This window comes from Mesorhizobium waitakense (assembly GCF_056431085.1).
This window is the reverse complement of sequence record NZ_JBWKME010000113.1, coordinates 1-12759: the sequence shown is the minus strand read 5'-3', so window position 1 is coordinate 12759 and position 12759 is coordinate 1. Positions and strand designations below refer to the sequence as shown.

Below are 12759 nucleotides of genomic sequence, written 5' to 3'. Positions count from 1 at the left end.
CAGGGACGGTCGAATTTGGACCCAATCCCTTCCTTGACCAACACGGATACTTTAGGCCCGCGTCAAGCAAGCCCGACCTCGGTTCAGCTGGCCAGCACCAGGCCCACGAGATGCTCAGCCCAGGCCCGGTAGCCGGCTTCCGAGGCATGAAATCCGTCGGAGGCAAAACCCTCTTCAGGATTTGTGATCGGCAGGCGCGGCGCCGGCATCGCGCCGCGTTCCAGGCAAAGGCGTTCGCCCATCCGGTTCATCTCGGTGGCGCGGATCTCCAGGATCTTGCCGAGCAGCGACGGCATGGCCGGAGCCCGCGTGAACTCCAGAACCGGCGACCACACCACACGCGCTTCCGGCCATTTGGCGCGCAGCGCATAGAGCAAGCCGCCGAACTCCTTCTTGAAGCGCGGCACCGAGTGAAAATTCTTGGTGTCGTTGGTGCCGATGGCGAGCACGATATGCGTCCACGGATCAGCCGACAGATTGGGCAGGACATGGTCGCGGATCTGGCCCGACGTTGCCGAATTGAAGCCGGCCGCCCGCCAGCGCACGGCGCGGCCGGTGTTCTGTGCAATCAGTACGGCGAGTTGCGCGGCAAGCCCGTTCTCTGAATTGCCGATGCCAACCGAAGCGGCCGAGGAATCCCCCAGCACCAGAAGCGAGATTGGCGGCGCCTTGCCCTGGATATCGTGCATGACCGGACCCTGCGCCGGCAGCATGCGCGTGGTACGGCGGCGCACGCCGAGGCCTTGCCAGACATAGACCGGGTAGGCGAGCCAGGTGAGAAGGGCGAGAGGGCGCTGCATGCGCACCCTTTAGCGCATGTTGCGCCCGAGGTGAACGGCCGGATCGCCGACACTCTGATCGCAACAGGTCCCCTGCTCTCCACACCGGTCGCCATATTCATCGTGCAGCCGCACCCAGTCCATCAGGCCATGATAGGGGCCGGTCTCGTTGCGGCCCTTCGGCGTCATGTCGAGATAATCATACGTGCCGATCAACGCCTCGCCGCCGCGGGCGCGCGACATGAAGGTGAGAAAGATGTCGCCGTTCTCGTCTCGGTAGAAAACGCTGGTGCCGGGAAGCTCCTTCGACGTCCGGGGAATGGTCTCGAAATTGTAAGTGGTGTCGCCGGCTGCGATCTGCTTGTCGGTGAAGGAGACCTGCATGTCGAAGTTGAAATCCGAGGCATAGGACGACACCCAGTCGAACTTCCAGCCTATGCGCTGCTTGTAGGGCAGCAATTCGGCCAGCGGCGCCCGCGAGATCACGACCAGCGACACGTCGTGATGCCTCAGGTGCTGGTTGGCCCCGTCGATATGGTCGGCAAGGAACGAGCAACCCTCGCAATGATGGTTGCACCCCGGCCCGAACATGAAGTGGTAGACGATCAACTGGCTGTTGCCGGCAAACAGGTCCGCCAGTTTCTTCGGCCCTTGCCCGGTCTCGAAGACATAGTCCTTGCGGATCTTCAGCCAGGGCAGTTCACGCCGTTCGGCGGCGATGCGCTCGCGAAGCTTGGTGAGTTGTTTCTCGCGCGCCAGATGCGCCTTGTGCGCCTGGAACCAGTCTTCGCGCGAAACGGCCTTGTTGCGATGCATGAACCTCTCCCTGCCTGTCATCCCAAGGACGTTCGGGACGGGCGAAATCCGACATCGCCGGTTGTTTGTTTTTGAGAATGATGTTGCGAAACCGGATTCCAGTTTCGGGATCACGCTCCAGCGCCGGAGAGGAAGTAGGGATGCAGGCGCGCCGTCCCAAGCCTGGGCAAGCCACAAACAAAAAACCCGGGCGCAGCGGCCCGGGTTCGAAGGAAGACGGAAAAAGCCCCGATCAGGCGGCCTGCTCCAGGCTCGCCTTCCATTTCCCAAGTGCGGCCAGATGGTTCATGTGAGCACGGTGGGTGAAGGCGGCCTGGCCGGCGGCGACGTTCGAGGCCTTGCCGCTCCAGGCTTTCTGTGGCGCGGCCTGCAGGGCGCGGCCATAGGAGAAGGTCAGCTTCCACGGGTGCGGCCCGATGGCGTTGATGGCGTTGAGGTTGGCGGTCGCTTCCTCGTCTTCCTGGCCGCCGGAGAGGAAGGCGATGCCAGGCACCGCTGCCGGTACGGTCTCGCGGAACAGTTTTATCGTCATTTCCGCGACTTCTTCCGGGCTGCTCACCTTGCCCGATTTCCTGCCGGCCAGCACCATGTTGGGCTTTAGGATGGTGCCCTCCAACACGACGCGTGCGGCATGGAGCTCGTCATAGAGCTTGATCAGCGTCGCCTTCGAAATCGCATAGCAGGTGTCGATGTCGTGGGCGCCGTCCATCAGCACTTCCGGCTCCACGATCGGCACGATGCCGGCTTCCTGGCAAAGTGCTGCATAGCGGGCGAGCGCATGGGCGTTCGAGCTGATCGAATTGGCCGAAGGCACGCCCTTGCCGGTGTCGATGTCGATCACAGCGCGCCATTTGGCGAAGCGGGCGCCGAGCTTGTAGTAGTCGGCAAGGCGCTCACGCAGGCCATCGAGGCCCTCGGTGACGGTGTCGCCGGGGAAACCGGCCAGAGGCTTGGCGCCGGCATCGACCTTGATGCCGGGGATGGCGCCGGCCGCCTTGATGATATCGACCAGCGGCATGCCGTCGGCGGCCTTCTGGCGGATCGTCTCGTCGTAAAGGATGACACCGGAAATATACCGGGTCATTGCCTCCCTGGCGCGGAACATCATCTCGCGGTAGTCGCGGCGGCTGTCGGCGGTCGATTCGACGCCGATGACGTCGAAGCGCTTCTTGATGGTGCCGGAACTTTCGTCGGCGGCCAGCAGGCCCTTGCCATCGGCCACGATCGCGGCGGCAATGTCTTCGAGACGTTCGCTCATTCTGCTTCTCCTGAAACGGTTGTCTTCCGCGCTTAACGGAAGTCTACCGCCAAAGGAATGGCATCGGAAAGCTCGAATCGATTGAAAGTCTTGAGAGCCCTTGCCCGCTCTCTTTGTGTTGATCGAGGCGTTCGGTTTAGCCGCATTTGTGCCGCGCCAGGCGTTTCCGCCTGGCTGAAGAATGCTTTAGTGCTTCAGCACGTCTACGCCGGGCAGCGGCTTGCCTTCCATCCATTCCAGGAAAGCGCCGCCGGCGGTCGAGACGTAGGTGAAGTCGTCGGCGACGCCGGCATGGTTGAGCGCCGCCACCGTGTCGCCGCCGCCGGCAACCGAAACCAGCTTGCCGGCCTTGGTGCGCGCCGCCGCGTGCTTCGCCGCCGCCACCGTCGCATGGTCGAAGGGGGCGATCTCGAAAGCGCCGAGCGGGCCATTCCAGACCAGCGTTGCGGCGCGGTCGATCCATTCGCCAATGGTCGTCACGGTTTTGGCGCCGACATCGAGGATCATGCCGTCGGCCGGCACCTCCGATATGGCGACGGTCTCGCAGGCCGCACCCGCCTTGAATTCCTTCGCAACGACGCCGTCGACCGGCAGGATGATGGCGCAGCCGGCCTCGGCCGCTTCGATCATGATCTGCTTGGCGGTGTTTGCGAGATCATGCTCGCACAGCGATTTGCCGACATCGGTGCCGCGCGCGGCAAGGAACGTGTTGGCCATGCCGCCACCGATGACCAGCGCGTCGACCTTCTTCACCAGATTCATCAACAGGTCGATCTTGGTCGAGACCTTGGCACCGCCGACAATGGCAACCACCGGTCGGACCGGATTTCCGAGACCCCTCTCCAGCGCCTCGAGCTCAGCCTGCATGGTGCGGCCGGCGAAGGCCGGCAACAGACGCGCCAGCCCCTCCGTCGAGGCGTGGGCGCGGTGCGCCGCGGAAAAGGCGTCGTTGACGAAGATGTCGCCGCAGGCGGCGAGCCTTTCGGTGAAAGCCGGATCGTTCTTCTCCTCGGCCTTGTAGAAGCGGGTGTTTTCGAGCAGCAGCACGTCGCCCTTGTCCATGGCGGCGATGGCGCTTCCCGCCGTGTCGCCGACGCAATCGCTGGCGAAGCCGACGGGGCGGCCAAGCACATCGGCTGTCGCCCTGGCGATCGGCTCCAGCGAGAATTCGGGCGAGGGGCCATCCTTGGGCCGACCGAAATGGGCGAGCAGGATCACCTTGGCGCCCTTGCCGGACAGTTCGGCGATGGTCGGCGCGATTCGTTCGATGCGGGTGGCGTCGGTGACCTTGCCGTCGGCGACAGGCACGTTGAGGTCGACGCGCACCAGCACGCGCTTGCCGCTGATGTTGCCGATGTCGTCGAGGGTCTTGAAGGCGGCCATGCAGGTTCCTTTCGCAGAAAATCGGGGGACCATACCCCGCGCCAACGATGATGCAAGGTTTAGGCTAGGTTCGATACGAAATTTTGAAGTCGGGACCAGGGCTGTGCCGGCAGGCGGCGCAGCGATCGCCGGGTCAGCTCTCGGTCGCAGCCTTTTCCGCCGTCGGTTCCGGCGCCGGCTTCTCGTCCGCCCGCGCCTCGGCCAATTGCGTCTCGGTCGGTTTGCGCCAGTTGCGGATAAAGGCAGAGAGACGGTCGCCGATTTCGCCGGCGCTCAGGAACACGGGCACCCGCGCCACCGGTGCGGTCGGCTCGAAGGAAAGGCCGAGGCCCATGATCTTGCCCTTGTCGTCGACGTCGCGGACGATCAGCTCGATCGGACCGAGCAGCACACGGTCGGCATATTCGGCATGGCCGCCGAGCCGCCCAGTGACCAGCGCGCCGACGGTGAGCTTTTGCTCCGCCTCGGTCAGACCGGGCGCATAGGCGGCTTCCAGTTCGGCGGCGGAGCGCGCCGGGTCCACGGCGAAGGCGCCGAAGAAATCCGCATCCTCGGGATCGACCACCGCGCGGCTGGCGAACAGCTTGTCGAGCAGGCGCGGATAGCGATCCGGCACGAAGATATAGACCTGGTCGCCGGCGGCGAGCCTGCCCATGTCCTGGAAGCGCATCGAGCGCCCGTCGCGCAGCACCAACGAGGGCCGCGCCCAGCGCGGAATGCGCTCACCGCGCGCCACGGGACTGCCTTGTGCCACGCGATAGGCAAGAAGCTCGTGATGGGCCGAGCCCGGCAGTTCCAGTTCGACCTTGTCCAGCGGGCCGAGCCGCGCCGGCACGATCAGGCCGAGACGGCGCGCCAGCGGCCCGACCGTCCAGCCCTGGATGACCAGCGACACCAGCACGATGATGAAGGCGGTGTTGAAGATGACACGACCGTTTTCCAAACCACCAAGCAGCGGGGTGATGGCGAGCAGGATCGACACCGCGCCACGCAGGCCGACCCAGGAGACGAAGGCGACTTCGGGGCGCGGCAAGCGGAACGGGATCAGGCAGAGCCAGACCGCGATCGGGCGGGCGACAAACATCAGGAACAGGCCGAGCGCTACCGCCGGCACCATGATCGCCGGAAATTGCGACGGCGTCGCGAACAAGCCGAGGATCAGGAACATGATGATCTGCGCCAGCCACGACATGCCGTCCTGGAAGCGTTTCAGAATGGTGACGGCGCGGATGTCGGAATTGCCGGCGATCAGGCCCGCGAGATAAACCGCCAGGAAGCCCGAGCCGCCGATGGCGCCGGCGGCGGCAAAGATCATCAGCGACAAGGTCAGCACGAAGATCGGCAGCAAGCCGTGATCGAGATTGAGCCGATCGACGAGGCGCACGATGGCGAGGCCGCCAAGTGCGCCGACGACGGCGCCGAGGCCCATGTTGAGCAGGAAGCCGAGGGCCAGGCTGGTGACCAGCACATTGGCCTCGGGGTTGGCGTGGGCGGCGATGATCTCGACCAGCGTGATGGTGAGGAAGATGGCGATCGGGTCGTTGGTGCCGGATTCCACCTCGAGCGTGGAGCGCACGCGCTCGCGCAGATTGATCTCGCCGGCGCGCAGCAGGAAGAACACCGCCGCGGCATCGGTGGAGGCGACGGCCGCGCCGAGCAGGAAGGATTCGAGCCAGGTGAGGTCGAGCAGGTAGTGGGCGGCGGCGCCAAACAGGCCGGTGGTGAGAAGCACGCCGAAGGTCGCCAGCGACAGCGCCGGTCCCGCCGCCTGCCGCAAGGCGTTGAGCGGCGTGCCGAAACCGGAATCGAACAGGATGACGGCCAAAGCCAGTGAGCCGGCAAAATAGGCGATGCGGGCGTTGTCGAACTCGATGCCGAGGCCGTCGGTGCCGGTGGCCAATCCGATGCAGAGAAACAGAAGCAGAAGCGGGGCGCCGAAGCGAAAGGCGATCAGGCTCGAAAACGCGGCGGCGACGACAAGTGCTGTGCCGACCAGCGTGACGAGATAGATCGCATGCTCCATCCTGAAATCAGCCCCTCAAATTCGTCTGTCTCCTGGTTTACGGCAGAGTGGGGCGAAGACGTGACCAGTGCAAGGCGGCGGGGTGGTTTTTTGCCCTATGCCCCTGATTTTCGAACGCTTTGGCGCTTAGGGCACAATTTGAGAAGGCGCACGGCGCTCGCATGAAAAACGCCCGGACAAAGCCGGGCGTTCAGGTCTCGAAAAGAAAGCGTTGCGATCAGGCGACGGTCTTGCTGAAGGCGACCGCCGTGTCGGCCATGCGGTTGGAAAAACCCCATTCATTGTCATACCAGGACAGCACCGAAACGAAGTTGCCGTCCATGACCTTGGTCTGGTCGAGCGCCATGATCGAGGAGCGCGGATCGTGGTTGAAGTCGATCGAGACGTTCGGGTGATGGGTGACGCCGAGAATGCCCTTCAGCTTGCCGTTGGACGCAGCGATGACCGCATCGTTGATCTCCTGGACGGTGGTCGGCCGCTTGGCGATGAACTTGAAATCGACGACCGAGACGTTCGGGGTCGGCACGCGGATCGAGATGCCGTCGAGCTTGCCCTTGAGGTCGGGCAGGACGAGGCCGATCGCCTTGGCGGCACCGGTCGAGGTCGGGATCTGCGACAAAGCGGCGGCGCGGGCGCGGTAGAGATCCTTGTGCATGGTGTCCAGCGTCGGCTGGTCGCCGGTGTACGAATGGATCGTCGTCATCATGCCCTTTTCGATGCCGACCGTCTCGTGCAGCACAGCGGCCAGCGGGGCCAGGCAGTTGGTGGTGCACGATGCGTTCGAGATGACGATGTGGTCCTTGGTCAGCTTGTCGTGGTTGATGCCGTAGACGACGGTGAGGTCGGCGCCTTCGGCGGGCGCGGAGACCAGCACGCGCTTGGCGCCGGCGGTCAGATGCGCGGCGGCTTTGTCGCGGGCGGTGAAGATGCCGGTGCATTCGAGCGCGATGTCGACGCCCAGTTCCTTCCACGGCAGCTGGGTCGGATCCTTGATCGCGGTGACCTTGAACTTTTCCCTGCCGACGGTGATCTGGTCGCCGGAGACCGAGACCTCGTGCGGGAAGCGACCATGCACGCTGTCGAAGCGCAGGAGATGGGCATTGGTCTCGACCGGGCCGAGATCGTTGACGGCGACGACGTCGATGTCCTTGCGGCCTGATTCATGGATGGCGCGCAGGATGTTGCGGCCGATGCGGCCGAATCCGTTGATGGCAACTCTGACGGTCATTTTTCTCTCCCGGGGAGCTGGAGGGCAGACGATGGGTCCGCAGCTTCATAGCGGCGGAAGCGGAAAGAATCCAGCCGCAGCGACATGGATTTAAATCGATTAGGTTGGGCCAGTCCGGCGAAATCGCTTTGTGCGTTTCGCCGGAGCACTTTTTGCTTCAGCCTGTCGTTGTCCAAAACCGCGATACGCTTTTGGGCGACATGCAAGACACTTACTTGCCGTGCAAGCGGGCTTCCGCTGCCTTGGCGGCAGCATCGGCGGTGATGCCGAAATGCGGATAAAGCTGTTCGATCGTGCCGCTGGCGCCGAAGCCGGTCATGCCGATGAAGATGCCGTCGGAGCCGATGAGATGATCCCAACCCTGGCGGATGCCGGCTTCGATCGCCATCTTGATCGGCGCGTTGCCGATCGTCTTCTTGCGGTAGTCGTCGCTCTGCTTGTCGAACAATTCGAAGCAAGGCATCGACACGACGCGGGTCGGATGACCATGCTTTTCCAGCAACGCGCGGGCGGCAAGCGCAATCTCGACCTCGGAGCCGGTGGCGAAGATGGTCACCGCGGCCTCGCCGCTGGCTGCGGCCAGCTCGTAGCCGCCCTGGCTGCTCAGGTTCTTGGCCGAGAATTCGGTGCGTACCGTCGGCAGGTTCTGGCGGGTCAGCGCCAAAGTCGAAGGCGTCTTTTCCGACTCGAGAGCGATCTGCCAGCATTCGGCGGTTTCCACCGCATCGGCCGGGCGGAAGACATTGTGGTTGGGAATGGCGCGCAGTGCCGCCAGATGCTCGACCGGCTGGTGGGTCGGGCCGTCTTCGCCCAGACCGATGGAATCATGGGTCATGACGAAGATCGAGCGGATGCCCATCAGCGAGGCCAGCCGCATCGACGGACGGGCATAGTCGGAGAAGCACATGAAGGTGCCGCCATAGGCGATGAGGCCGCCATGCAGCGTCAAGCCGTTGAGTGCAGCGGCCATGCCATGCTCGCGGATGCCATAGTGGACATAGCGCTGGCCATAATCGTCCGGCGTGATGTTCTTGGTCTGGCTGGTCTTGGTGTTGTTGGAGCCGGTCAGGTCGGCGGAGCCGCCGATGGTCTCGGGCACGGCGCCGTTGATGACTTCCAGCGCCATCTCGGACGATTTGCGGGTGGCGACCTTCGGCTTGTCGACCGAGAGCTTCTTCTTGTAGTCGGCAATGACGGCGTCGAAGTTGGACGGCAGCTTGCCGGCGATGCGGCGTTCGAACTCAGCCTTCAGCTTCGCTTCGGCCTTGGCGAGGCGGCCTTCCCAGTCGGTGCGTGCGTTGACGCCGGCCTTGCCGGCGGTGCGCCATGCGTCGAGGATGTCGGCCGGAATCTCGAAGGGCGGCGAATCCCAGTTGAAGAACTTCCGCGCGCCGGCAATCTCGTCGGCGCCGAGCGGCGAGCCGTGTGCCTTGTTGGTGCCGGCCTTGGTCGGCGCGCCGAAGCCGATGGTCGTCTTGCAGGCGATCATCGTCGGCTTGTCGGAATGGCGGGCGGCTTCGATGGCATAGGCGATCGCTTCCGGATCCGTGCCGTCGATGTGGCTGGCGTTCCAGCCGGACGCCTGGAAGCGGGCGACCTGGTCGGTGTTGTCGGCGAGCGACACCGGGCCATCGATCGAGATGTTGTTGTTGTCCCAGAAGACGATCAGCTTGTTGAGCTTGAGGTGCCCGGCAAGCGCGATGGCCTCCTGGCTGACGCCTTCCATCAGGCAGCCGTCGCCGGCCAGCACATAGGTGTAGTGATTGACGAGGTCGTTGCCGAAGGCGGCGTTCATGATGCGCTCGCCGAGCGCGAAGCCGACCGAATTGGCGAGGCCCTGGCCGAGCGGGCCGGTCGTCGTCTCGATGCCGGTGGCGTGACCATATTCAGGGTGGCCGGCGGTCTTCGAGCCCAACTGGCGGAAATGCTTGATCTGGTCGATGGTCATGTCTTCATAGCCGGTCAGATGCAGCAGCGAATAGAGCAGCATCGAGCCGTGACCGGCCGAGAGGATGAAGCGGTCGCGATCGGGCCAGTGCGAGGCCTTGGGATCATATTTCAGGAAGCGTGTGAACAGCACCGTGGCGATGTCGGCGCAGCCCATGGGCAAGCCGGGATGGCCGGACTGAGCCTTCTCGACGGCGTCCATGGAGAGAAAGCGGATCGCATTGGCCATCCGGTCATGTTGTTCACGCGACGTCATGGTTCCTCCAGAAATGGGGGTTTGGGGGCTGGGGAGAGCCCTGGAAAAGGGTGCGCGACACATAGCAGGCGCGGGCTTTTAGTCAACAAATCGGTGCGTATTTGCCGGTCTTATGATGCCGACGGCGGGCCTACATTAGCGTTAGCAGGGGACAGTCGCGAGAGCTTTGTTGACGTTGCCTTCACCCGGTGCCTAATGTTTCGCGGATAACGCGTTCTGAACGCGAACGATTCGGTGATGGGCAGGGCACAGGACGAAGGCCATGACCGGGGAAACCACGCTCAAGGAAGTCATCTCCAGGCTGGGTAAGGCCATCGAGGGGCTGGAAAATGCCGTCGCGGCCAAGCTCGAGCATGAACGCGATTACTCGGAAGCCGAGGCCGAGGTGCAGCGGATGAATGCCGACCGATCCCGGCTGGCGCAAGAACTCGACAATTCCGAAGCGCGCGCCGAAAGGCTGGAAGACGCCAACAAGGAAGTGTCGCGACGGCTGGTGACCGCCATGGAAACCATCCGCGCTGTGTTGGACAGATAGGGCTGGACAGGTAGGCTCATGGCACAGGTCACGGTTTCCATCGACGGCAAGCAGTATCGGATGGCCTGCGACGAAGGCCAGGAAGAGCATCTGATCGATCTTGCGGAACGTTTCGACCGCTATGTCTTGCATCTGAAGGATTCATTTGGCGAGATCGGCGACCAGCGGCTGACCGTCATGGCCGGCATCATGGTGATGGACGAGCTCTCGGAGTTGCAGAAGCGCGTCAAGGGCATGGAAAGCGAAGTGCTGACCTTGCGCAAGACGCGCGACGATGCGCTGACCAAGGCCGACAAGAACGACAGCGTGCTGACCAACGCGCTTGGTGCACTGGCGCAGCGCATGGAAGATCTGACTGAGACGCTGGCCGTCAACAAGGCCTGAGGCGCACGGAGCCTTCCTGCCCACACGTGGCTCGCATGCGCTGGCGTTGCCGCCGGCTGCACAAAAATGCTCGTTCTGCCGCCGACAAGAGTTTCATATTATCTCGCGGCCGCGATTTTTGCGCTAAGATGCAGCAATGCCGGAGCGTGGGGACGCCTTGATGGCGGCATGGTTTGCCGCCCGTAGCCCTCTCTACTGGCAGGATTTGTTTTAGGGGAGATGTGCCATGAGCCTTCGTATCAACGACATCGCGCCGGACTTCACCGCCGAGACCACGCACGGGACGATCAAGTTCCATGAATGGATCGGTGACGGCTGGGCGATCCTGTTCAGCCACCCGAAGAATTTCACCCCGGTCTGCACGACCGAGCTTGGCACGATGGCCGGGCTGGAGGGCGAGTTCAAGAAGCGCAATGTCAAGATCATCGGCATTTCGGTCGATCCGGTCGAAAGCCACGGCAAATGGCAGGACGACATCAAGACGGCGACCGGCCATTCGGTGAACTATCCGCTGATCGGCGACAGGGACCTCAAGGTCGCCAAGCTTTACGACATGCTGCCGGGCGGCGCCGGCGAGACGTCGGAGGGCCGCACGCCCGCTGACAACGCCACGGTGCGCTCGGTCTATGTCATCGGGCCCGACAAGAAGATCAAGCTGGTGCTTACCTATCCGATGACCACGGGCCGTAACTTCGACGAGATCCTGCGCGCGGTCGATTCCATGCAGCTGACCGCCAAACACCAGGTAGCGACGCCGGCGAACTGGAAGCAGGGGGAGGATGTCATCATCACTGCCGCCGTCTCCAACGAGGATGCAATCAAGCGTTTCGGCGCCTACGAGACCATCCTGCCCTATCTCAGGAAGACCAAGCAGCCATCCGCCTGACCACTTCGGAACAGTTTTGGCTTTCTCGCCGCAGCGAGCGAAATGATACTTGACTGGGTCAAGCGAGGGGGCAACCATGCTCCCCTTGGGTGCCGGTAGAGAAAATCATTCCTACCGGCCAAAGCGCGTCGCTTCTGAATGGATTGAGACGGCGCGCCGAGGTGTGAGTTGTTATGCATGTCGTTCTCCCAAAGCCGGGGCCACTTTTGGGCTACATGCATCAAGGGTTTGGGGGAGCTGAAATTGGACCTAGCTTTGGCCAGGCCGCAGGTCAGCGGCTTCTATGACAAGCCGACCGGGGCCATCCAGTATGTCGTCGCCGACCCGGCGACGAAGCGATGCGCCATCATCGATCCGATCCTCGACTTCGACGAGAGGTCCGGCGCCACGGCGACGAAGAGCGCCGATGCCCTGCTCGACTTCGTCAGCGAGCAGGGGCTGGGCGTCGAGTGGATCCTCGATACCCATCCGCATGCCGACCATTTCTCGTCGGCGCACTATCTGAAGCAGAAGACAGGCGCGCCCACGGCGATCGGCGAGAGGATCGTCGACGTCCAGAAACTGTGGAAGGCGATCTACAACTGGCCGGATTTTCCCGCCGACGGTTCGCAATGGGACAGGCTGTTCGGGGAAGGCGAGACCTTCCAGATCGGCACCCTTCCGGTCACCGTGCTGTTCTCCCCCGGGCACACGCTGGCCTCGATCACCTATGTGATCGGCGATGCCGCCTTCGTCCACGATACGCTGTTCGTGCCCGACAGCGGCACCGCGAGGGCGGACTTTCCCGGCGGCAGTGCAGCGCGGCTGTGGCATTCGATCCAGGACATCCTGGCGTTGCCGGACGAGACGCGCGTTTTCGTCGGCCATGACTATCAGCCCGGCGGACGAGAGCCGTTGTGGGAAAGCACGATCGCGATGCAGAAGGCCAGCAATACCCACCTCTTTGCCGCGCGCACCGAGGCCGATTTCGTCGCCCTGCGTGAAACCCGCGACAGGACACTGCCGATGCCGAGGCTGATTCTGCATGCGCTGCAGGTCAACATGAATGGCGGACGGCTGCCTGACCCGGAGGCCAATGGCCGGCGGTATCTGAAATTTCCGCTGGACTCGCTTTGACCTGACGGCGCCAGAGCGGTTCACCGTTTCACGGAAACGCCGAACCGCTCTATCTCTTTGTTTTCACGCAATTCCCTGAGGGAAAGCGCTACGCGCTTTTCCCGGGAAAACCGTTTCACACTTTTCCTGGAATTGCTTGTCTTATGAC

Annotated in this window: 11 protein-coding genes; 4 read left to right on the top strand and 7 right to left on the bottom strand. The window is 63.2% G+C overall.

The genetic code is table 11. The features are described from left to right. Positions 1 to 83: 83 nt before the first annotated feature. From AC07FD_RS24250 to tkt, 7 genes are all read right to left on the bottom strand, one after another. Positions 84 to 800: an SGNH/GDSL hydrolase family protein gene (locus AC07FD_RS24250; RefSeq protein ID WP_478351900.1), complete on the bottom strand. Its 717-nt coding sequence runs from the start codon at positions 798 to 800 to the stop codon at positions 84 to 86. 9 nt (positions 801 to 809) lie between these two features. Beyond that, positions 810 to 1595, bottom strand: coding sequence for a DUF899 domain-containing protein (locus tag AC07FD_RS24245; protein WP_478351899.1), 786 nt, complete (start codon positions 1593 to 1595; stop codon positions 810 to 812). Positions 1596 to 1827: 232 nt separating this feature from the next. Then, entirely contained in the window at positions 1828 to 2853 is a 1026-nt protein-coding gene (locus AC07FD_RS24240) for a class I fructose-bisphosphate aldolase (RefSeq protein ID WP_478351898.1), read from the bottom strand. Between the two features lie 186 nt (positions 2854 to 3039). Continuing rightward, entirely contained in the window at positions 3040 to 4236 is a 1197-nt protein-coding gene (locus AC07FD_RS24235; protein WP_478351897.1) for a phosphoglycerate kinase, read from the bottom strand. Between the two features lie 133 nt (positions 4237 to 4369). Beyond that, positions 4370 to 6259, bottom strand: coding sequence for a potassium/proton antiporter (locus AC07FD_RS24230; protein WP_478351896.1), 1890 nt, complete (start codon positions 6257 to 6259; stop codon positions 4370 to 4372). 217 nt (positions 6260 to 6476) lie between these two features. Then, a complete protein-coding gene (gap, locus tag AC07FD_RS24225; RefSeq protein ID WP_478351895.1) occupies positions 6477 to 7487 on the bottom strand; it encodes a type I glyceraldehyde-3-phosphate dehydrogenase in 1011 nt (336 codons plus the stop codon). 211 nt (positions 7488 to 7698) lie between these two features. Continuing rightward, positions 7699 to 9690 (bottom strand): transketolase, encoded by a 1992-nt coding sequence (gene tkt / locus AC07FD_RS24220; protein ID WP_478351894.1) that lies wholly within the window; start codon positions 9688 to 9690, stop codon positions 7699 to 7701. Between the two features lie 262 nt (positions 9691 to 9952). Between tkt and AC07FD_RS24215 the strand changes: the two genes are divergently transcribed. The 4 genes from AC07FD_RS24215 to AC07FD_RS24200 all read left to right on the top strand — a co-directional run bounded on the left by AC07FD_RS24215 (position 9953) and on the right by AC07FD_RS24200 (position 12611). Continuing rightward, on the top strand, positions 9953 to 10225 hold the full coding sequence (locus tag AC07FD_RS24215) for a DUF4164 domain-containing protein (protein WP_095089347.1): 273 nt from the start codon (positions 9953 to 9955) through the stop codon (positions 10223 to 10225). An 18-nt stretch (positions 10226 to 10243) separates the two neighbouring features. Beyond that, positions 10244 to 10609, top strand: coding sequence for a cell division protein ZapA (locus AC07FD_RS24210; RefSeq protein WP_095089345.1), 366 nt, complete (start codon positions 10244 to 10246; stop codon positions 10607 to 10609). A gap of 226 nt (positions 10610 to 10835) precedes the next feature. Next, entirely contained in the window at positions 10836 to 11495 is a 660-nt protein-coding gene (locus AC07FD_RS24205; RefSeq protein WP_095089343.1) for a peroxiredoxin, read from the top strand. A 243-nt stretch (positions 11496 to 11738) separates the two neighbouring features. After that, a complete protein-coding gene (locus AC07FD_RS24200; protein WP_478351893.1) occupies positions 11739 to 12611 on the top strand; it encodes an MBL fold metallo-hydrolase in 873 nt (290 codons plus the stop codon). Positions 12612 to 12759 lie beyond the last annotated feature (148 nt).